The sequence below is a fragment of the Streptomyces mesophilus genome (genome assembly GCF_011044995.1).
Taxonomy (GTDB): domain Bacteria; phylum Actinomycetota; class Actinomycetes; order Streptomycetales; family Streptomycetaceae; genus Streptomyces; species Streptomyces mesophilus.
Map to the genome: position 1 here is coordinate 13,202 of NZ_JAAKZW010000024.1, position 20,252 is coordinate 33,453.

Below are 20,252 nucleotides of genomic sequence, written 5' to 3' on the forward strand. Positions count from 1 at the left end.
GATGACATGCCTGAATACCTCGCACCCGGTGTCTACACCGAGGAGATCAACACCGGGCCGGTACCGATCGAGGGCGTCAGCACCAGTACGGCGGGCTTCGTCGGGCTCACCGAGCGTGGACCGACCATGATCCGGATGGTGACCAGCCTGCGCGAGTTCTCCCGGTGGTACGGCGGCCCGGTCGATCCGGACACCGTGTCGTATCTGCCGTTCGCCGCCAGGGGGTTCTTCGACAATGGCGGGCAGCGGCTCTTCGTGGCCCGGGTGACCCGGCCGAACGCGGTCTCCTCGAGCGTGACGCTCGCGACCGGCACCGGCGGTCTGGTGCTCGACGCGATCGGCCCCGGCAACTTGGACGGCCGGCTGTTCGTGAAGGTCCGCGTGGCCAGCCGACGCGACCCGGACGATCCCACCTCGCCCGACCCCACCCGGTTCCGTCTCCAGGTGATCTACTACGCGACCCGGCCGCCGCTGCCGCTGGTCGACCCGTTCGTGCGGGAGGCTCTGCGTGACACCGGCCGGCGGGAGCCCGACGAGTCGGAGGACTGGGACGACCTCTCCGCGAACCCGGGATCGAGCGACTACGTGCTCACGGTCCTGCAGGCGTCGCACCTGGTGACGGCCTCGGTCTCCGGCACACCGGACAGGCCGGCCGACGTCGACTGGACGCCGTTCGCCGGGGGCGCCGATGGCGATGCCATGACGGCGGACCAGTTCCTGGGCACCGAGGTGCCGCCGACCGGTCTCAACGGGCTGCGCCAGATCGACGCGGTCTCCCTGCTCTGCGTACCCGATGAGGTGAACAGTCGCCTGCTGCCCGATGACGGGGCCCGCGACGAGATCCGCGACGCGCTCGTCACACAGTGCGAGGAGCTGGCGGACCGCTTCGCCGTCCTCCAAGTCGACCGTGGGCAGGGCAACGTAGGCAGCATCGATCCGCCGCTGACGACGTCGTACGCCGCCATCTACTACCCCTGGCTGCGGGTGCTCGACTCGCGGACCGGAGACACTCGGCTCGTGCCGCCCGGCGGCCATGTGGTCGGTGTGTACGCGGCCACCGACATCGAGCGCGGGGTGCACAAGGCACCCGCCAACGTCGATCTGCGCGGCATCGTCCGACGGGATCTGCCGGGCGACCGCAAACCGCTCGAGTTCCTGATCAACAAACGGCAGCAGGACCTCCTCAACCCCAAGGGCATCAATGTCTGCCGCGACTTCCGGGCCGATCGCCGCGGGATCCGGGTGTGGGGCGCGCGCACGCTGTCGGCCGACGCGCAGTGGAAGTACGTCAACGTGCGCCGCCTGTTCATCTTCGTCGAGGAGTCCATCGACGAGGGCGTTCAGTGGGTGGTCTTCGAACCGAACAGCAAGCAGACCTGGGACCGGGTGCGGCGCAGTATCTCGAACTTCCTCGTGAGTGTCTGGAAGAGCGGTGCGCTCATGGGCTCCCGACCCGAAGAGGCGTTCTTCGTGCGCTGCGACCGCACCACGATGACCCAGCAGGAGATCGACAACGGCCAACTGGTCTGTTACATCGGCCTCGCCGCGGTGAAGCCCGCCGAGTTCGTCATCCTGCGCTACAGCCAGATGACCGCCGACGCGGAATCGTAGGAGGAGATCCATGCCTGCCACCGGTGCGCGGAACGACCCGTACTCGGCCTTCAACTTCATCGTCGAGATCGACGGTGTGATCGTCGGCGGCTTCGCCGAGGCCGGCGGCCTCACCGCCGAGACCGACATCATCGAGTACCGCAACGGTGACGAGGACATCACCGTTCGTAAACTCCCGGGCAAGGCCAAGTACCCCAACATCACGCTGAAGCGCGGCTTCACCGATTCGCGCGAGCTGTGGGAGTGGCGCAGGCGGGTCATCGAGGGCCGCACCGAGCGCAGGTCGGGCAGCATCCAACTCCTCGACGAAGCACGCCGGCCGGCCCTGACGTGGAACTTCCGCGAGGGATGGCCTTCCAAGTGGGAAGGTCCGGCGCTCAACGCAAAGAACAACGATGTGGCGATCGAGAACCTGGAGATCGCGCACGAAGGGCTGGAGCTGGCATGAGCCCGCCCGGCCGACCCCCGGCCGCCCCGCTCACCCGGGGCAGGATGACCGGCCGTGCCCCGGCGTCTGCGGTCCGTGCCGCACCGGGTGTCGCGGTGGCGTGGCTCGACCCCCTCTTCCGCGAACTCGAGGGCCTGCGCAGCGATATCGCCGGGTTCATCGGCCTCGCCCCGCGCGGGCCCGTCGCGCACGCGCGGCGGCTGGCGAGCGCGAGCGAGTTCGACGAGGTCTACGGCCCGGCCACCGACGGCTTCTGCCTGGCCCATGCGGTGCATGGATTCTTCGACAACGGCGGGGACACCTGCTGGGTCGTACGCGCCGTCGACCAGCACAAGGCCGCGGCCGCGACGGTGGCCGTCGGAAGCGATCCGGTCCTGCACTGCGTGGCCCACAGCCCCGGACAGTGGGGCAACGGAATGTCCGTCGAGGTGCTGCCCAGCGGCCGCGACCGGGTGAGGGTCACCGTGGTGGCGCCCGACGGCCGCAGCGAGCAGTGGCGCGATCTCGATGGCCAGGGCCTGTTGGCGCGCTTCGGTGTCTCCGCGACGTCCGACCGGACCTCCGCCCTCGTCCGCATGGAGTTTCCTGAGGGGACGGCCGTCCCGAGGTCTGCTGCGCGCGGGGTGTTCAGCGGCGGCGACGACGGGCTGGCCACGCTCACCCCCGGCCATCTCGTGGGTGACGACCGCATCAGGCCGGCCGGGCGGAACGGGGCGGCGCTGCTCGACGACATCGATGAGATCACCATGATCGCCGTACCCGATCTGGTTCTGAGCCGGAGCGGTCCGGGCTTCGACCCCGAGGGCATCGCCGACGCCCAGGCGTATCTGGCAGGGGAATGTCACGCACTGCGGCGCACCGCGCTCCTGCACCATCCGGACCCCGACGCGCTCGTGGACGAGGTGGTGCCGTGGCGGGAGGGTCTCAACTCGGCCTTCGCCGCCCTGTACTGGCCGTGGCTGCGGATCGCGGACCCTGCCCGCCCCTCCAGGCTGTTAGCTGTGCCGCCGACCGGACATGTCGCAGGCGTCGTGGCCCGCTCGGACCGTTCGGCAGGACCGCACAAACCCCCGGCAGGCGAGGAGTTGACGGGTGCGCTGGGCATCACCCGGCGTGTCGACGACGAGGACCACGGTCGCGCGAACAGCGCCGGGGTCAACGCGATTCGCGCGGTGGCCGGACGCGGTCTGCGGCTGCTCGGCTGCCGGACGACGAGCGACGAGACCCAGTGGCGGTATCTCAACGTCCGGCGGCTGGTGACGCACATCGAGCGAAGCATCGCCTCGTACGCCGCCTGGGTCGTCTTCGAACCGGACGACGAGGGCCTGCGCGAAGACCTGGAGCGGGTCGTCCGGCAGTACCTCGACGACCTGTGGCGAGCCGGTGTCCTCGACGGCGACACCGCCGAGGGCGCCTACGGGGTGATGGTCGAGGACGTACGCATGGCCGAGGCCGAAGGGCGCCTAGTTGTCGAGATCGGTGTACGGCCGCCGTGGCCCGCGGAGTACGTGATGGTCCGGATCGACGTCACCGAGACCGGAACGGGCGCCGGGACGCGAGGAGGTGAGGGACGTGGCGGCAACGGCTAGCCGGGCCGACCCGTTCCTGGCGTTCCGGTTCGAGGTACGCCTTGACGACCTGCCGGTCGGCGGGTTCTCGGACTGCGGCGGGCTCGCGGTCGAAACCGAGTTCTTCGACTACCCGGCCGGCGGCGTCAACGACCACCTGCTGCGCTTCCCGGGCCGCAGCCGGCAGGTCAACCTGGTCCTCAAACGCGGCATCGTGGACCGCCTGCTGTGGGACTGGCACGCCGACCTGGTCCGTGGTGTCGTGCGCTTCCGCAACGGAACCGTCGTGGTGCGCGACCCGTCGGGAACGATCGCTCAGCTGCGGTTCGAGTTCCGCCGGGCGCTGCCGGTCAAGTGGACCGGCCCCGAACTGTCCGCCGGCGGTGGGCAGGTGGCCGTGGAGTCGCTCGAGATCGCCCATCACGGTCTGGATCGGAGGGCCTGAGGATGCCGCTGCACATCGGCTCGGTCACCGCGGACGTCACCGTCCTCGACGGTGAGCTGCCGCTCAGTGAACGCCAGCTCGGCCAGGTCGCCGAGGCGGTGCTCCGGCTGCTCGCCGCCCGCGAGCGGGACCGCCTGCGACAGCGCGAGTCCACCCTGATCTCCCGCAGCGCGCAGCCGTCTTCACCGGTGAAGGAGGGCTGAGTCATGGCGCTGGTCTCCGCACTTGTCGAGATCCTCGACCGTGACGCCGTCGACCCCGGGCGAGGGCTGACCCGCTTCATCCCGGTCCAGTTCAACCCGACCGAATACACCCTCAGCAAGGGCGCGCAGATTGCCGAGATCGCGATCCCCGGGCTCGACGCACCGGTCCTGCAGTTCATCCGGGGCCAGAGCCGAACCCTGAAAGTGGACCTGTTCTTCGACACTACGCAGAGCGGGATGGACGACGGCGGCGTCGACGTGCGGACCTTGACGAACGGGTTCGCCGAACTGGTCCGCATCCAGCCCAAGACACACGCTCCGCCACGGATCCGGATCACCTGGGGCGCCGGTCTCTCGTTCAAGGCGATCGTCGAAGCGGTCGACCAGAAGTTCACCCTGTTCACGCCGGGCGGAGTGCCGCTGCGGGCCACCTTGAGCGTGGCGATGAGGGAATACCGCACGCTCGAGGAGCAGTTGGCCGAACTCAATCTGCAGTCCACGGACCACACCAGGACCCGGGTCACCGCCGAGCGGGACACTTTGTCGTCGATCGCCTACGAGGAGTACGGCGATCCGCGCGACTGGCGGCTGCTCGCGGACGCCAACCCGGCCATCGACGATCCGACCGCGCCCCCGGTCGGCACCCGGATCGTGGTGCCGGCGGTGCAGGACAGGGCGGCGCCGCGATGACCACGACAGCGCAGCCCGTCACCACCGCCGGAGACTTCTATGTGCCCGCTTTCGAACTGCGGCTGCGTGGCCGTCCGGTGGCCCGCGACGTGGTCCGTGACGTCGTCTCGGTGACCTACAAGGACAACATCGCGGAGATCGACAGCTTCGAAGTCGTGATCAACAACTGGGACTCGGTGGGCAGGACGTTCAAGTACACCGACGACACGTCGTTCGACCCGGGCGCCGAGATCGAACTGCGCATGGGCTATCGAGGGCAGGGCGGGCCGCAGTTGATGACGAGCGGTGAGATCACCGCGCTGCGTCCGGCCTTCCCGTCGGGCGGACAGCCGACGCTGAGCATCAGCGGCCTGAACGTGCTGCATCGGTTCCGTGGCGAGCAGCGCTCGCAGGCCTTCGTCGACAAGACCGACTCTCAGATCGCCAAGGCGGTCGGCCGCACGCTCGGCGTCAAGGTTCGTACCGCACCGCAGCACGAGCCCGTGCACACCTATCTGCTGATGGACAACACGTATCCCCTTGTCTTCCTGATGGACCGCGCACGCGCCAACGGCTACGACCTGGTGGTCGACGAACTGGGCGGGCAGCGGCCGCAGTTGTACTTCGGGCCGTCCACCGAGATCCGGCGGGCCTCCTACGAACTCGTCTACGGCCGCTCGTTGATCGAGTTCCAGCCCGAACTCACCACCGCGGGACAGGTCGGCGAGGTGGTGGTCCGCGGCTGGGACCCGGTCCGCAGGGAGAAGATCGAGTACCGGGCAGGCCAGGGCGAACTCGCCACGGACGGCCTCGGCCGCGGGGTGACCCCGGGCATACGGAGGTCGTACCAGGACCGCAAGGAGATCGTCGCCACCCGGATCGTGGACAGTCCTGCCGAGGCACGGCAGGTGGCCAGGGACACCCTGCAACGGATCGCCCACGGGCTGGTCACCGCGACCGGCTCCACCGTCGGGCTGCCGAAACTGCGGGCCGGGAGCGTCATCGAGATCGCCGGACTCGGCGAGCGCTTCTCCGGGCGGTACTTCGTCACGGAGACCACCCACACGATCGGCGACGCCGGCTACACCACGCAGTTCGGCTGCCGGCGCGAAGAGGTGAAGGGGACCTGAGATGCAGCGCAGCACGCTGGTGACCGCGATCGTGGACGACCTCGACGATCCGTTGGGCCTCGGCCGGATCCGGGTGCGCTTTCCCCTGCTCGACGATCAGGTGTCCAACTGGGCGCGCCTCGTGTCGGCCGGGGCCGGGAACGAACGCGGCGCTTTCTTCCGGCCGGAGTTCGGCGACGAGGTGATCGTCGGTTTCGAGCACGACGACCCGCGTCGGCCGTACGTCCTCGGCGGTGTCTGGAGCGTGCCCGCCCCGCCGCCGCCGGACCAGAAGGCGACCGACAACAACCTGCGGCAGATCGTCACCCGCAGCGGGCACGTCTTGTGCTTCGACGACGGAAAGGGCGCCGAGCGGATACGGCTCGTCGCAGCAGGTGGCGACCAGGAGATCGTGCTCGAGACTGCCAAGGGCCGGATCGAGGTCACCGCGAAGAAGGGCGACATCGTGGTGAAAGCGTCCGCGGGCACGGTCGAGGTGACCAGTTCCGGCAATCTCACCGTCTCGGCGGGCGGAGATCTGTCGATCAAAGCCACCGGCGCCCTGAAGCTCTCCGGCTCCACCGTCGACATCAACTAGGGGGCCCGCGATGGGAATGCCCGCAGCAAAGCAGGGGGACCGGGTGACCGCCGTGGATCTGCACCTGATCCAGCCGCTCAACGGGCCGACGGTCACTGTGCCGCACGCCTTCAGCGGTGTCCTGACGCAGCAGTTGAGTCCCGACGTACGCATCATGGGCCGGGCCGCGGCCACCGTCGGGTCGGTGGCAGTGAACACCCCGCCGCACCTTCCGCAGGGCGGCCTCTTCGTCAATCCGCCGGCCAACCGCGGGACCGTCACGGCCGGGAGTGCGCGCGTACGCATCAACGGGCGCGCCGCGGCCCGCAGCGGCGACTCCGCGCAGACGTGCGCCGACCCGCCCAACCCGGGAGGCAAGGTCGTGGCCGCCGGCACGGTCCGGATCGGGGGCTGAGGCCATGAACGATTTCCTGGGCCGGGGCTGGGCCTATCCGATCGCACCGGCGGCGCGCGGTCCGCGCTATGCCGACGGCGCCGACAAGATACGGCAGAGTATCTGGCTGATCCTGAGCACGGCGCAGGGCGAGCGGCCGATGCTGCCCGACTTCGGCTGTGGCATCCACGAACTGGTCTTCGCGGCCAACACCGCGGCCCTGCGCGGCCTCGTCGCCGCCGAGGTACGCGATGCGCTGACCCGCTGGGAACCCCGCGTCGACGTGCTCGACGTCGATGTCGAGACCCCGGAGGACGCTCGCGACCGGATCGTCATCTCGATCGGCTGCCGGATCCGCGAGAACAACGCGGCCCTGAACCTCGTCTACCCGTTCTTCCTCGCCGAGGGCGTCCCACTGGGCGGTGGTCGCGATGGCGCTTGAACCGCCGAACCTGGACGACCGCACCTTCGAGCAGATCAAGCAGGAGATGCTGCTGCGCATCCCGCGCTACACCCCCGAGTGGACCGACTGGAACGAGTCCGATCCCGGCGTCACCCTCATCGAGACGTTCGCCTGGCTGGCCGAGACGATCGGCTACCGCCTCAACCGGGCCCCGGAACGCTGTCTGCTGACCTTCCTGCACGTCCTCGGGGTCACCCCGATCGCCGCGGCGCCGGCCCGTACCGATCTCACCTTCACCGTACGGCCGGGGGAGACAACACCTGTTGATGTCCCGGCGCGCACCACCGTCGCCTCGGATGTGCAAACGCCGGACGGACCGATCGTCTTCGAGACCGAGCGAGGAATCGAACTGCTGCCGTTGCGGCTGCAGAGCGTCCAAGTCGCTGGCCTCACCGGTTTCGAACTCTTCACCGTGGACGGCCCGGCGCCACCGCCCCTGCGTCCGTTCGGCGCCGCCCCGCAGCAAGGCAGCGCCTGCTACCTGGGGTTCGGACCGGCCGACGCGCCCGTGACGTTTCCCGACCAGATCACCTTCCTTGTGAGCCCTGCCGACCGGCCCGGAGCGCTGCCCGTCGATGCCCGTCTGCAGTGGGAGTACCGGGCCGCGGGCTCGGACCGGTGGAGCCCGCTCGACACCTTTGAGGACGGGACGCGGTCCTTCACCCGCCACGGATACGTGCGGATCGCCGGGCCGCGCAACAGTGTCGCGGTGGCCGGCATCGGCCGCGAACCCCGGCCACTGCACTGGCTGCGGTGCCGGCTCGCCGGCGGACGGTACGCCGCAGGGCAGGAACCGGTCATCGATCTGCTCCGGTACAACACGGTGGAGGCCGTGAGCCTGACCACCGTGACGGACGAACTCGCCGGACAGAGCGACGGCCGCACCGGCCAACTGGTGCGCCTGCGCAACCGGCCCGTACAGGCGGACACCGTGGCCGTCACCACACGCTCGCCCGAGGCCGAGGCCGAAAGCGATGAGGAGCCTTGGCAGGTCGTGCCCGACCTGGTCACGTCCGGTCCGCAGGACCGCCATGTCGTCCTCGACGCGAGCCGCGGCGAACTGCACTTCGGCGACGGCCGCAACGGCCAGGTACCGGTCGCGGGGTTCGATCTCCTGGTCTCCTACCGGTTCGGCGGGACCGCCCTGGCCAACGTTCCCGCGGGCGCCGTCACCACCCTGCAGACCGCTCCGGCCGGTGTGGAGGCGGTGACCAATCTGCGCGGGGCCGAGGCCGGACGCGACGAGGAGAGTGCCGAAGAACTCCGCGAGCACGCGGCGTCGCGACTGCGCACCCTGGGTCGCGCGGTCACCGCGGAGGACTACCGGCAACTGGCCGGGGCGGTCGGCGGTGTCGCCGATGCCGTCGCGATCGAACGGCACCATCCGCAGTACCCGGGCATCGACGTCCCCGGCGCCGTCACCGTCGCGGTCCTTCCCGCACTGCAGACCCGCATGCCCTACGCCTCCCCAGAGTTGCTCGACGCGGTCGCCACGGCACTCGACCGGGTACGCACGATCGGCACCGAACTGTTCGTACGCAGCGCCAGGTTCGTCGAGGTCGCCGTCACGGCGGTCGTGGAGGTGGAGCCGTACGCGAACTTCGGCGAGATCCGGGCGGAGGTGCTGCGCCGTATCGACGAGCGGCTGTCGCCACGGGCCGCCGACGGGACGAGCCGGTTCGGGCGGGACTTCTTCCCCACCGCGCTGTTCGGCGCTGTACAGCCGATACCGGGCGTGATCGCCGTACCGCTCCTGACAGTTGCCGTGGACGGAACGGACCGTCCCGACATCGCCGAACAGGTGGTCATCGAGGCCGACCAGCTCGCCGTGCGGGCGGCCGACCACCACATCACGGTGCGGCCGAGGAGGGACCGATGACGACGACCACGACGATCGCGCCGGGCTCCTGGTGGTTCGGGCGGTGCCGCCAGGCCTGGCCGACCGCGACTGCCGAGCAGGTAGCCGTCGGTGACCGCCTCACGCTGCCCGCGAACCCCGATGGTCCCCGCTCGCTGCGGTCCGCCGACCGCACCCTGGGCGGACTCGTCCTGCCGCCGACCCTGGCCACGGACGGCCGGACGGTCTGGCTGCTCGACCAAGTCGACGTGGTTCTCAGGTGGTTCGACCCCGCCACCGACCGGTTCCTGAAGGTGCCGGGCTGGGGCGGCGACTCCAGCGGAGCGCACAGGTTCGGCCCGCGCACGGTGCTTGCCGCGCTCGCCGGTCACCTCGCGCTCGCCGACCCGGACCGGACCGGCCTCGTGGTGGTGTCCACCGCCGCGATGACCGTACGGGCCGTGCTCGACCTGCGCGAGCGCCGCCCGGTCGCGGTCTGCGGACACGCCGACCGGTTCTACGTGCTCGACGACCGTGGCGAAGTGCGGGTGACGACCGCCCGGATGGACCGCTTCGACCTCCTGCCGCGGCCGAAGTGGCGCCCGGCCGGATCCTGGAGCCGGCTGGCCGTCGACGACGCCGGGCGTGCGCTGCTTGTCGACCCGGACGCCTCGCTGATCACCGGTCCGGACGCGACGGCGGTCCACACCGCCGACGCGGTACGCGACCGGTTCAGCGCCCCACCGTTGAGCGTGGAGCGCGCGGGCAGGTTCCGGGTGCCCGCACGCTTTCGGATCACCGGCCGCGACGCGAGCCAGTGGTTCGACGCCCGCGGCCGGCCGACGCGGACGAGCCACGCGGAACAGTACGGGGAGCCTCCGTACCGCAGGAGCGGCACCTGGAGCGCAGAGCCCCTGGACGGCGGCGCACCGGGCTGCCGGTGGCGGCGGCTGACCGTCACCGCGCACATCCCCGCGGGCTGCTCGGTGACCGTCGAGACGTACACGAGCGACGAGGCGTTCACACCGGCCGAGGTCCCGGCCGAGGCCTGGAGCCGACCGCACGAGCTCGATGCCGATGCCGCCGACACCGAAGCCGATGCCGACCGGACCTCCGACTTTGCCGTGCTCTCGCCGCGCGGCCGCTTCCTCGGCCTGCGGATCGGGTTGCGCGGAGACGGCTGGAGCACACCGTCGGCCGACGAAGTCCTGGTGGAGCCGGAGGGCCGAGGCCTGGAGAACCTGCTCCCCGCGGTCTACCGCGGCGACGATCCGGACGCCGATTTCCTACGCCGGTACCTGGCCGTCTTCGCCTTCGAACTCGACGCGGTGGAACAGTACTTGCGCACGCTGCCGGCGCGCTTCTCGCCGCGTGCGGTGCCCGAGCAATGGCTCGACGCGCTCGCGGCCGAGCTCGGCGTACCGCTGGAACGCGAGTGGGAGGTCGGCCGGCGCCGGCAGCTGCTGGAGGCCGCGCCGGGCCTGTATCGCGAGCGCGGTACTCCGGCCGCTCTGCGCGCCATGCTCCACGCCCACCTGCGTGCCGCGTCCGACCGGGTGCTCCCGCCGTATCTGCCCGCGCTCGTGGAAGGTTTCCGGGAACGCCCCGGCGCGTTGCTCGGCCGGGTGCATCTGCCGCTGCCCGCAGGCGTGCGGATGTGGAGCGACGGCGTCGTGGACCGGCCGGTGCTCGGCAGCCCCGGGCGGCGCGAGCCGATCCGGCTCGTCTCGGTCGGCGACCGGCCTACCGACCGCTTCCGTGTCCACGCACATCGTTTCAAGGTCGTCGTGCCGCGCCCGCTGCTGCCCGACGACACCGCACGGGAACGCTTCGAGCGGCTGATCGCCTCCGAGAAGCCCGCTCATGTGGCCCACGAGCTGGTCCTGGTCGAACCCCGCGCCGTGGTCGGCGCGCAGGGCCTGCTGGGTGTCGACACCATCGTCGGCGCCTGGCCCGACGCCCGGCTCGTACGGCCGGGCTGCGCCGGACCCGTGCTGGGCATCGGTCTGCGCCTGGCGACGCGAACTCCCGCCGCCCGGCCGCCCGCTGTCGGCCGCGGCGCCCGGGCCGGTCTGAGCACGGTCTTGCTCTAGTTGGTCACAGGCTTGCTCTAGTTGGTGAGGAGAAGGACGGATGGGTCGCATCGCCGAGGTCGCCGAGTCGTTCCGGCACCGGGTCCCGACGACCCGGCTGCGCTGGTTCACCGGCCGCTTCATCACTGCGCGGGACCTGACGGACGAGCAGGACTACCACGTCGCCCGTCACCGACTGCACAACCGTCTGCTGCACGGCTGGGGCACGGTCTGCGGTCTGGAGGTGCGGCCGCACGAGCGGGCGGAGTGCGGACACGAGTGGGTGCATGTCGAGCCCGGGATAGCCATCGACTGCATGGGCCGCGAGATCGTGCTGCCTCACCGGGAAGGCGTCCACTGGGCAATCGACCCCGAACGGACCCAGGACGAGGACGCGTTGGCCGTTCTCTGTATCCGCTACGGCGAGTGCCTGGCCGAGCCGTTGCCCGCCATCGTGGCCGACTGCTCGTCCGCGACCGGGACCGAACCGGGACGGGTCGTCGAACAGTGGGAGTTCGAGCTGCACCCGGTGACCGCGGACGTCGACGACGAGTGGACGCGGCTGCTGCGACAGGGCCCCGGAACAGCGCCCGGCGCACCCAAGGACTGCGCCGACGGGTGCGGTCGGCAGCCGTGCCGGGGCGGATGCATCGAGCCGGTCCGCGAGTTCGGCGAATGCGTACCCATAGCGCTGCTGAGCCGGGGCCGGGGCGAGGCCATCCGGATCGACGTGGACCGCAACGGCACCCGCCGTGATGTGCGACGCACCCTGCCCCCGCCGGTCGCCTACCTCACCCACATCGTGGCGAGCAGCTGGGAGCACGGTGGTGAGCTCGGCATCGATGAACTCATCGATGAGGGTGGCGAGTTGCGTGTGCGCTTCGACCGCGACCTTGCACCCGCCGACGGACTGCGCACGGGCGTCAACCAGTTCACGTTCCTCGTCGAGGTCGAGGATTCCACCGGCAGCCGGGAGCGGCTCGACTTCGACGCGGACAACGCCCCGCGGGTGGAGGACGGTTGCGAGGCGGTCTTCACTATCGACCCGGACGCCCTGCGTCGCTCCGGTCGCCACGGCGGTCTGCCCAAGCTGGTCGGTGACACTGTCTTCGTCACCGTGCTCGGCGATCTGATCAAGGACTGTCACGGGATCCCGGTCGACGCCGACTTCCTCGGCACCTTCCCGACCGGGGACGGTATCAAGGGCGGCGTGCTGCGCAGCTGGTTCTCCGTGACCGAAAGGGGGGCCGGGGCATGACAGAGGGCCGGGGCATGACATACGGACACGAGACGCCAACGGCGAGCGGTCCGGAGTGCGTGGAACGCCCGCTGTTCACCTGCGGCATGGTGCTGTCCGACGCGGATCTCACCGCGCTGGTCGAATGGTCGCGGGCCCGTCTCGCGCTCCAACGCTTCCGCACCGGCTGGGGTGTGGTGTGCGGGCTCGACGTGCGCTGCGATACGGCACGGTCCGGCTGGATACGGGTCATGCCGGGCGTGGCGGTCGGCCACGACGGCCAGGACATCGTGGTCGGCGAGTCGATGGCGGTCGACCTGACCGGCTGCTGTGTGGCCGAGAACTCCTGCAAAGCGCCCGCGCAGGCCAAGCAGAAGGAACCGGCGAAGCAGCAGGGCCCGGCTGAGCAGCAGACACTGGATGAATGCGGCGATGTGGTCGTCGACTTGGTGCTCTCGGCCGAGGATGTCCCGACCGGAACGGACCTGGCCGGCCGGTGCGATTGCGGCTGCGGTCCCACGACCGAGCAGACGGTCGTCACCCGGGTGTGTGAGCGGGCACGTTTCCACGCCTGCCGGGTCCCCCTGCCGGACGTCGACCCCACGGCCGCGGCGGCGCGGCGTCGGCAGGAGGCGTACTCCAAGTGCCATGCGGTGGTGACACGTTATGTCGAGGCAGGCCTGGGAAAGCGCTCGCCCGACGACGTGATCGACTGGCTGGACAAGCAGCGTCTCGACGGGCCTTGCGGTTGGTGGGAAAAGACGTGCCACGCCCTGAGGGCGTCCGACGACGCGGATCTGGACGGTGCCGTTGCGCTGGCATTGCTCGATCTGGTCGTGGACTGCCGGCACCAGCAGGTGCGGCGCGGGTGCGATTCCTGCGCGCCCTGTGAGTCCTGCGAGGGCGAAGACCGGCTACGGCTTGCACGGGTTTGGCTGCGGCGCCCGACCGCCGCCGACAAGACCTGCCGGGTCACCCACATCGACGCCTACCCGCCTCACCGTCGCGAACTCGGCCCGTGTATCGCCCCGGTGCCTCCAGGCTCCTTCGACCTCACACCGTTCGTCTGGCAGCGCTGGCAGCAGGTCTGTGCGCGCTGGCGCACGATCGCCGGGCACAAGCTCGTCCAGAAGGTGAAGGCGCCGGTCTCGACCGAGAACCTCCTGGAACTGCTCAACCGCACGGACCGGATTTCCTGGGACTGCGATGAGAACCCACCGGTTCCGGTCGTCGTGGCCACCGCGTGCCTCGGCGAACGGGTGCTCGGTTTCGCGGCGCGTACCCCCGCCACCCGTACCCGGCGCAAGGCGGGACCATGAGCGAGCACCTGGATTTCCGCGAGGGCCGCCGGCTGGCCGCTGCCGATCTGAACCGGGAGCACGCCGCCCGCGAGGCCGACCTGGAGCAGCACCGAAGGCTCGCCCACCGCGGCCGTGGCCTGGTCGGCGGCAGGATTGCGGTCCCGGGCGGTTCTCCAGCACTGGACTTCACGCCGGACGGACCGGTGGTCGCGCTCCGCTTCACGCTGGGCGACGAGGCGGAAGCGCTGAACCTGAACCCGAGTCCGAGCTCGCACAGAGGGCACCGCGCCGACGCCGTCACGGCAAACGGCACTGAAGTGCGGGTGACGGGCGCGGTCCGGCTGGTCGCCCAGACCGGCCCGTCCGTTGAGCCGCTGCCGTGGAGCGTGCGGGCGATCGAGGTCCCAGGCGACGACGGCCAAGTGCTCGCCCGGGAGCTGCGCGTGGAGTTGGCGGTGCAGCCCGGCTCACCTCCGCACGGCAGTCGGGTGGCCGTCGGCCGGGTCGAGGACAACACCTTCCTACCGGTGCTCGTCGCCGATGCGGCCGGCTCCGTGCGGATCGTCGGCCATGTGGAGGTGGCCGGTTCGGTTACACAGGGCGAGATCACCCCAGACCCGGAAGATCCCCGCTTCATGGCTCTGCTCACCGACCTGCTCGCCAGCCGGATCGTAGGAACGGCTACATCCGCCCCCACCGCGGGTTTCCAACTGACCGCACAGGTCGCCCCCGCCAGGTCGACACCGCAGAGGACCACCCTCGACGTCACGGTGACACCCGCCGTGACGCTGGCCCGTTGGGGAGCCGCGCTGGCGGTGGAGCGGTCGGGCACCACACGGTTCGTCCTCGTCGAACTGGGCCGCGACGCGGCCCCGGGCGTGGCGGTCAGGTTCCCGGCGGGCGCCGAATGGTCCCCGGACCTCACTGCCGCGGCGCCGGCGACACTGACCGTCGCCGTCGTCGCGTTCGATCTTCAGAACAGACTGCGTGCCCAGATCGTCCGGGGCACCGTTCCCTAGCAGCGGGAAGGACAACACATGCAGCGCCCTGTGTTCGCCGATGGCCATCTCCTGCGTACGTCGGACTTCGTCGCCGAGCAGAACTACCACCTCGCCGCCATCCGGCGGCACAACGGCACCCTGCACATCTGGGGCATCGCCTCCGGACTTCAGATCGCGCTGCTCGACGGTGACCTCGTGGTGAAGCCGGGCACCGCGATCGACGGCTTCGGACGGTACGTGGTCCTCGACGCGGCAGGGGGTATCGATCTGCGGAGCTTTCGGATCCGGGGCATCGATGCCGTCGACGTCTGGGCCGCGTACACGCAGGATCGGGCGGAGGCCGCCGGTGACGGCGTCGACAGCGTCACCGACGCGGCGCGCATCGAGTGCACGGAGGCCAAGGACATCGACCCACGCCGGCCGTCCGGAGTATCGGCCGCGGACCTCGTCACCGGTGCCACCCGGCAGGACGCCGACCCGGACCGACGCTGGCCGGTCTACCTGGGCCGGGTCACCATCGACCTGGCCCGGCCGCATGCCGCGCCGGTCATCGACATGGACCGGCGGGCGACGATCGGTCTGGTCGGTGCGACCGTCGAAACGCCGGAAGGCTTCGTCTGGCTCGAGCTGACTGAGGGCCCCGACCCGACCGTACAAGTGAATCTGCCGGACGGCCCCGACGGCACCCGGACACCGCTCAAGGTCAGCGCTGCCGACGGCGTCGAGCTCGACGCCCCCCTGACAGTCGACCGTGAACTCGTCCTGCGGGGCGGATCGTTGACCGTCCTGCCCGGAGCACCCGCCCTCGGACCGGCGGCCGACGCAGCGCCCCCCGAGTGGTCCGTGAGCCATGCCGTGGACGACGTCACCCACGACTTGCGTGTGGCGATGCCGGCCGCCGCCGATGAGACCGTGCCGAACCGGCTCGTGGTCGGAGCGTGGCGGAACAACCGGTTCGCGCCCAGCCTGGTGATCGACGGCGCGGGAACACTGATCGTCTTCGGCAACCTCGTGATCGAGGGCCGGCTGCAAGCGGCCTCCGTACAGGAGGCGCCGTTGAGCGAAGAGGCCCGGGCCTACTTGGCCGGTGTCCAGACGGCCGGGTTGCTGTCGTTGTTCAACAGCATCGCGTAGCCGGCGCCCAGGAGTTGGCATGGACGTCAGCATCGGTCGGCTGCACCTGCGGGCCCGTGTCCTGGGCGCCACGGGGATGAGCGGGCGCGGCGCGGTCCTCGACCAGTTCACCGGCGCCGCCGCGCGCGAGCTGATGCATACGGTCCTGTCCGCCGCGTTCGCAGGCGACGAGGTGGTGCTGATCCGCGAACTGGCCTGCCGGGCAACGGTCCGAGCGGACGCCGCGGCCGGTCCGGACATCCTGGTGCGGTCGCTGGTCGCGTCCGCCGCCCGGCTCCTTCGGGACCATCCGTACGACGACGACCGCGTGGTGCGGTTCCCGGACGAGGCGGCCTTCGTCGCCGCGTACATCCACAACTGCTTCGACGGGCAACCGTATCGCTGGTACTTCGATGCCTTCCGCCCCTTCCTGCGCCGGGACGGATCTCCCGACTGGAGTGCGCTGCTCACCGCGCATCGGGTGAGCCGCTGGCCGATCCTCGTCGCGGTGCGCGCGAGCGGCGACCTGGAGACGCTGCTCGGCGCACTCGGGGACGACTGCGTACGTGAACTCCTCGGCAGCGGCAGGGAGATGGCGGACGATGGCTGGCCCGCACTGTCGGCGACCGCGGCGGAGATCGTCCGCAAGGCCGGCGGCCCGTCGGCCGGTCGGCCTCTCCCGCCCGAGGGACCTGCTGTCGCACCGGCGACCGTGCCGCCACCGGACTGGCGTGACCCCGCGAGTCTGGGCTCCGCGGTCGCGTCCGTCGTAAGCGGCCTGTTGGCGGCCTCCGAGAGCCAAGTCGGCGATACGCCCGGGCCGGACGACGAGCGTGCGGCGGCGGTCGCCGAAGTGGCCCGCCGCTACGACTGGTTCGACCACGAAGCCTTCTGCCGGGCCCTGCCCACGGGCGAGTCGGCCGCGCCGCTCTCGCCGCGATCCCGGCAGATCCTCGCCGATCTGTCCGAGGCGATCGACGATCCGCTGCTCGCCCTCGACCCGGCCAGGCCCGCATCGGCCGCGAACCTCGTCCGCCTGCTGGCCGCCCTTGTCCACCGGGCGCCGCGATGGAGCGACGACGAGCTTGCCCGCGCGCTGACCGCGCGCGTTCTGGACGGCTGGGAGCGGGAAGAGCCCGGCGCGCCGCGTACGCTCGTAGGTCCGACGCGCACTCTTCGCGCGGCGCGGACGCACGATGCCGACACGGGTGAGGCGTACCCGCCGAACGGACAGGGAAGTTGGGGACCTCGCGCCGCGCTGCCAGGGGGACCCGCCGCCGTAGTCCAGCGGCTCGCCACGCGATTCCCCACCGTCCCTGTCCTCCACGGGCAGTCGGCATCACAGACCGCGGCCGGTCTGTTGCTGCTGCGCTCCTTGCTCGACCTCGGCTTCGGTCGGCGCCTGCTCGATCTCACCGGCCCCGGCGGCGAAGCACTCCTCGGCGCGCTGCTCCAGCGCTGGACGGGCGTGCGGCCCGCCGCCGATCCACTCCTGGAGATCCTCCAGCCGGCGTCCTGCGTGCCGGGCGTTGAGGACATCGCTCTGCTCGCGACACGACGGCTCCTCGGCCAGCGGCTTGCCATGCCGCCCTTCCGTGCGGTCACCGTGCCGTACGCGGCGGACCGGCTCGCTACCGTCGTGGTGGACGCGGCGGGACGGGTGCTGCCCCTCGCACCGGACCGGTTCGGTGAACTCGGCCATCAACTGGCGCCAGACGCCGAGGACTCCGGCCCAAGGACCGCCGTCGCCGAAGCCTTGGCGGTGATCGACTGCGGACCGCCGTACGATCTCGCGCTCGACCTGCTTGCCGTCGCGTGCGTGCACGGCTGGGCGCGATGGCTGCCGGGCTTCGCCACTGCGAGCGTGCCCTTCCTGCTGCGCACGGTGGTCCGGCGGCCGGCCCGGGTCGCGATCGACGAGGCCACCATCACCGCGCACCTGCCGACCCGGCCGCACGACATCGTCCTCGACCTGGCCGGCTATCTCGCGCCCGTCGAGCCGGTCCCCGAACTGGGCGGCCGCCGCGTGCACTTCGTGACAGGAGAAGGCCATGCCGCCTGAGCCGTACGCGACCAGCCTCGATCACCTCTACGACGAACTGAGCCGGGTCGAGCTCGCGGTGCGCGCCCAGGTCGAGCGCTGGCGTCGGGCCGTCGGAGAGCTGCGCGACGAGGCGGCCTGGGGCACCGGCATCCTCGACGACCGAGAGGTACGGCGCTACCTCGGCCACCCCTACACCGCGCCGCTCACCGAGGCGGACACCCCCGAGGCCGTACGCGAACTGCAGCGCAGGGCGATGGCGCAGACCCTGACGATCGGCACCCGGCGCGCCCTGACCACCCCTTCGACGCTGCGCCTCGAACGGCTGCGGTCCGCTCTCGGACTGACCCAGGACGACGTGGACGTCATCCTCGTCTGCCTCCTCGACGAACTGGACGGACGCTACCGCCGGCTCTTCGCCTACCTGGCCGACGAGCGCTGGCTGCGCAGCCCGACGATCGGCCTGCTGGCCGAGATCCTGCGGCCTGCTCCGCCGGAACTGCCGGATTTCCGGGCCCGGTTCGCCCCCGACGCCCCGCTGATCCGCCACCAGCTGGTGCGCCTCGACGACGACTCCCGGCTGTCCTCCCGCTCGGTGCGCCTCGACGCGCGGATCGCCGCCTATCTCACCGGCCAGGACTACCTGGACGGCCGGCTGGCTGAAGCGGTCCGGATCGCCGAACCGCTGCGGTGGGACGATCTCGTGCTCGGCGACGAGCGCCGCACGCGGCTGCAGGGGATCGGCGAGTCGTGCCGGGGCGGCCGTGACCGTATCGCCGTCGTCGCGCTGATTGGCGACGAGGGCAGCGGCCGCTCCTCGGCTGCCAGGTGCCTGGCCACCCAGCTAGGGGTGGAGTTGCTCCTCGTCGACGCGACCGCCGCCGCGGCGAGCGGCCCCGACTCCGTCAGCGAGCTCTACCGGGAGGCGCTGCTGCGCGGCGCCGCCGTCATGTGGCGCGGCTGCTCCCACCTCGCAGGCCTGCCGGCCACCGAGGACCGGACCTGGGCAACTCTGCTCACGTACGCGGCACTTCACCCGAAGCCCACCTTCGTCGACCATCTGCAGCCGTGGGATCCGGCGGAGCGCAGCCCGGGCGGCGGCGCGTTCGTGCGTCTGTCCTGCCCGTCGCCCGATCTGGACGAGCGACGCGCGATCTGGAGCGAGCTGCTCGGCGACAAGGAGGTGGCCGACCGGCTGGCCGCCACCTTCCTGCTCACGCCGGGCAGGATGCTGGACGCGATCGAGATGAGCGCCGAACTGGCCCGCCAGCGCGGCGCCGCGGTCTCGGAGGAGGAGCTGCGCGACGCCTGCCGCCGTCAGTGCTCGCGGCGGCTGATGAGCATCGCCCGCCCCATCGAGGCGCCCGCGCACATGACGCTGGACGACATCGTGCTGCCGGACGCGAATCTGCGGCAGCTGAAGGCGCTGCGCGACCGGGTCGCGAACCGGTCCCGCTTCGAGCAGTTGGTCGGTTCCGGGCGCAGCGGCCCCAAGGGGCTTGTGGCGATGTTCGCGGGCTCGTCCGGTACCGGAAAGACCCTCGCGGCGGGCTTGTTGGCCAAGGACCTGGGGCGGGATCTGCTGAAGGTCGACCTGGCACAGGTGGTCAGCAAGTGGGTGGGGGAGACCGAGAAGAACCTGGACCGCGTGCTCAACGACGCCCAGGACGCGCACGCGATCCTGTTCTTCGACGAGGCCGAGGCCATCTTCGGCAAGCGCGGGACGGTGAGCGACGCCCGTGACAGGTACGCGCTGCAGGAGACCAGCTTCCTGCTGCAGCGGATCGAGGAGTACGAGGGTGTGGTGATCCTGGCGACGAACCTGCGCCAGAACCTGGACGACGCGTTCAGCCGCAGGATCCACATGACCATCGAGTTCCCCGCCCTCGGCGAAGAAGACCGCGAGCGGATGTGGCGGCTGGCGCTGTCGGGTGTTGGGCATGAGTTGACGGACGAAGATCTCGCCCGGGTCGCGAAGGCCTCCCGGCTCTCCGCGGCCGCGATCGTGCAGGTCGTCGAGGCGGCGACCTTCGCGGCGGTGGCCCGCACTCCCGAGACGCCCCGGCTCACCGCCGACGACGTGGATGACGCGGTGCGGGCGGAGCTGCAGCGGGTGGGGCTCCCGGCTCCGCCCGGCAGTCCCGCGGGCCGGTAAGGGCGGCC

Annotated in this window: 18 protein-coding genes; all 18 read left to right on the top strand. The window is 70.9% G+C overall.

Annotation, left to right across the window (positions count from 1 at the left end; all coding sequences use genetic code 11):
* Nucleotides 1-6: 6 nt before the first annotated feature.
* The 18 genes from G6045_RS09745 to G6045_RS09830 are packed head-to-tail and all read left to right on the top strand — an operon-like array spanning nucleotide 7 to nucleotide 20,244.
* Nucleotides 7-1,611 (top strand): phage tail sheath family protein, encoded by a 1,605-nt coding sequence (locus tag G6045_RS09745; protein ID WP_165331462.1) that lies wholly within the window; start codon nucleotides 7-9, stop codon nucleotides 1,609-1,611.
* Nucleotides 1,612-1,621: 10 nt separating this feature from the next.
* Complete coding sequence (locus G6045_RS09750; RefSeq protein WP_165331463.1) at nucleotides 1,622-2,059, top strand: phage tail protein; 438 nt, start codon at nucleotides 1,622-1,624, stop codon at nucleotides 2,057-2,059.
* A gap of 44 nt (nucleotides 2,060-2,103) precedes the next feature.
* On the top strand, nucleotides 2,104-3,648 hold the full coding sequence (locus G6045_RS09755) for a phage tail sheath family protein (RefSeq protein ID WP_165331464.1): 1,545 nt from the start codon (nucleotides 2,104-2,106) through the stop codon (nucleotides 3,646-3,648).
* Nucleotides 3,632-4,072, top strand: a complete 441-nt coding sequence (locus G6045_RS09760) for a phage tail protein (protein ID WP_165331465.1) — start codon at nucleotides 3,632-3,634, stop codon at nucleotides 4,070-4,072. Before G6045_RS09755 ends, G6045_RS09760 begins: the two co-directional genes overlap by 17 nt.
* A gap of 2 nt (nucleotides 4,073-4,074) precedes the next feature.
* The gene (locus G6045_RS09765) at nucleotides 4,075-4,275 is read left to right on the top strand and encodes a hypothetical protein (protein ID WP_165331466.1); all 201 of its coding nucleotides are present in this window, start codon (nucleotides 4,075-4,077) and stop codon (nucleotides 4,273-4,275) included.
* A 3-nt stretch (nucleotides 4,276-4,278) separates the two neighbouring features.
* A complete protein-coding gene (locus tag G6045_RS09770; RefSeq protein WP_165331467.1) occupies nucleotides 4,279-4,965 on the top strand; it encodes a CIS tube protein in 687 nt (228 codons plus the stop codon).
* The gene (locus tag G6045_RS09775; protein WP_165331468.1) at nucleotides 4,962-6,074 is read left to right on the top strand and encodes a phage late control D family protein; all 1,113 of its coding nucleotides are present in this window, start codon (nucleotides 4,962-4,964) and stop codon (nucleotides 6,072-6,074) included. Before G6045_RS09770 ends, G6045_RS09775 begins: the two co-directional genes overlap by 4 nt.
* Nucleotide 6,075: 1 nt before the next feature.
* Nucleotides 6,076-6,651: a phage baseplate assembly protein V gene (locus G6045_RS09780; protein WP_165331469.1), complete on the top strand. Its 576-nt coding sequence runs from the start codon at nucleotides 6,076-6,078 to the stop codon at nucleotides 6,649-6,651.
* A gap of 16 nt (nucleotides 6,652-6,667) precedes the next feature.
* Nucleotides 6,668-7,045, top strand: a complete 378-nt coding sequence (locus tag G6045_RS09785) for a PAAR domain-containing protein (RefSeq protein WP_206343528.1) — start codon at nucleotides 6,668-6,670, stop codon at nucleotides 7,043-7,045.
* Nucleotides 7,046-7,049: 4 nt separating this feature from the next.
* Entirely contained in the window at nucleotides 7,050-7,466 is a 417-nt protein-coding gene (locus G6045_RS09790) for a GPW/gp25 family protein (protein ID WP_165331471.1), read from the top strand.
* A complete protein-coding gene (locus G6045_RS09795) occupies nucleotides 7,456-9,366 on the top strand; it encodes a putative baseplate assembly protein (RefSeq protein WP_165331472.1) in 1,911 nt (636 codons plus the stop codon). The genes G6045_RS09790 and G6045_RS09795 overlap by 11 nt, the downstream gene beginning before the upstream one ends.
* Nucleotides 9,363-11,417, top strand: coding sequence for a phage tail protein (locus G6045_RS09800; RefSeq protein WP_165331473.1), 2,055 nt, complete (start codon nucleotides 9,363-9,365; stop codon nucleotides 11,415-11,417). The genes G6045_RS09795 and G6045_RS09800 overlap by 4 nt, the downstream gene beginning before the upstream one ends.
* A 40-nt stretch (nucleotides 11,418-11,457) precedes the next feature.
* Entirely contained in the window at nucleotides 11,458-12,654 is a 1,197-nt protein-coding gene (locus G6045_RS09805; protein WP_165331474.1) for a hypothetical protein, read from the top strand.
* Nucleotides 12,651-13,952, top strand: coding sequence for a hypothetical protein (locus G6045_RS09810; RefSeq protein WP_165331475.1), 1,302 nt, complete (start codon nucleotides 12,651-12,653; stop codon nucleotides 13,950-13,952). Before G6045_RS09805 ends, G6045_RS09810 begins: the two co-directional genes overlap by 4 nt.
* Nucleotides 13,949-14,953 (top strand): hypothetical protein, encoded by a 1,005-nt coding sequence (locus G6045_RS09815; protein ID WP_165331476.1) that lies wholly within the window; start codon nucleotides 13,949-13,951, stop codon nucleotides 14,951-14,953. The genes G6045_RS09810 and G6045_RS09815 overlap by 4 nt, the downstream gene beginning before the upstream one ends.
* Nucleotides 14,954-14,971: 18 nt before the next feature.
* Nucleotides 14,972-16,069 carry a hypothetical protein gene (locus G6045_RS09820; RefSeq protein WP_165331477.1) on the top strand — a complete coding sequence of 366 codons (1,098 nt, stop codon included), beginning with the start codon at nucleotides 14,972-14,974 and terminating at the stop codon, nucleotides 16,067-16,069.
* Nucleotides 16,070-16,088: 19 nt separating this feature from the next.
* A complete protein-coding gene (locus G6045_RS09825) occupies nucleotides 16,089-18,110 on the top strand; it encodes a hypothetical protein (RefSeq protein WP_165331478.1) in 2,022 nt (673 codons plus the stop codon).
* Nucleotides 18,100-20,244 carry an AAA family ATPase gene (locus G6045_RS09830; protein ID WP_165331479.1) on the top strand — a complete coding sequence of 715 codons (2,145 nt, stop codon included), beginning with the start codon at nucleotides 18,100-18,102 and terminating at the stop codon, nucleotides 20,242-20,244. The genes G6045_RS09825 and G6045_RS09830 overlap by 11 nt, the downstream gene beginning before the upstream one ends.
* Nucleotides 20,245-20,252: the final 8 nt, after the last annotated feature.

What these genes read in the sequence shown, in the direction of transcription:
- G6045_RS09825 (WP_165331478.1), top strand. Translation starts at nt 16,089, where the DNA reads ATGGACGTCAGCATCGGTCGGCTGCACCTGCGGGCCCGTGTCCTGGGC.
- G6045_RS09785 (WP_206343528.1), top strand. Translation starts at nt 6,668, where the DNA reads ATGCCCGCAGCAAAGCAGGGGGACCGGGTGACCGCCGTGGATCTGCAC.
- G6045_RS09800 (WP_165331473.1), top strand. Translation starts at nt 9,363, where the DNA reads ATGACGACGACCACGACGATCGCGCCGGGCTCCTGGTGGTTCGGGCGG.
- G6045_RS09815 (WP_165331476.1), top strand. Translation starts at nt 13,949, where the DNA reads ATGAGCGAGCACCTGGATTTCCGCGAGGGCCGCCGGCTGGCCGCTGCC.
- G6045_RS09810 (WP_165331475.1), top strand. Translation starts at nt 12,651, where the DNA reads ATGACAGAGGGCCGGGGCATGACATACGGACACGAGACGCCAACGGCG.
- G6045_RS09775 (WP_165331468.1), top strand. Translation starts at nt 4,962, where the DNA reads ATGACCACGACAGCGCAGCCCGTCACCACCGCCGGAGACTTCTATGTG.
- G6045_RS09770 (WP_165331467.1), top strand. Translation starts at nt 4,279, where the DNA reads ATGGCGCTGGTCTCCGCACTTGTCGAGATCCTCGACCGTGACGCCGTC.
- G6045_RS09750 (WP_165331463.1), top strand. Translation starts at nt 1,622, where the DNA reads ATGCCTGCCACCGGTGCGCGGAACGACCCGTACTCGGCCTTCAACTTC.
- G6045_RS09780 (WP_165331469.1), top strand. Translation starts at nt 6,076, where the DNA reads ATGCAGCGCAGCACGCTGGTGACCGCGATCGTGGACGACCTCGACGAT.
- G6045_RS09820 (WP_165331477.1), top strand. Translation starts at nt 14,972, where the DNA reads ATGCAGCGCCCTGTGTTCGCCGATGGCCATCTCCTGCGTACGTCGGAC.
- G6045_RS09830 (WP_165331479.1), top strand. Translation starts at nt 18,100, where the DNA reads ATGCCGCCTGAGCCGTACGCGACCAGCCTCGATCACCTCTACGACGAA.
- G6045_RS09805 (WP_165331474.1), top strand. Translation starts at nt 11,458, where the DNA reads ATGGGTCGCATCGCCGAGGTCGCCGAGTCGTTCCGGCACCGGGTCCCG.
- G6045_RS09790 (WP_165331471.1), top strand. Translation starts at nt 7,050, where the DNA reads ATGAACGATTTCCTGGGCCGGGGCTGGGCCTATCCGATCGCACCGGCG.
- G6045_RS09745 (WP_165331462.1), top strand. Translation starts at nt 7, where the DNA reads ATGCCTGAATACCTCGCACCCGGTGTCTACACCGAGGAGATCAACACC.
- G6045_RS09765 (WP_165331466.1), top strand. Translation starts at nt 4,075, where the DNA reads ATGCCGCTGCACATCGGCTCGGTCACCGCGGACGTCACCGTCCTCGAC.
- G6045_RS09795 (WP_165331472.1), top strand. Translation starts at nt 7,456, where the DNA reads ATGGCGCTTGAACCGCCGAACCTGGACGACCGCACCTTCGAGCAGATC.
- G6045_RS09755 (WP_165331464.1), top strand. Translation starts at nt 2,104, where the DNA reads ATGACCGGCCGTGCCCCGGCGTCTGCGGTCCGTGCCGCACCGGGTGTC.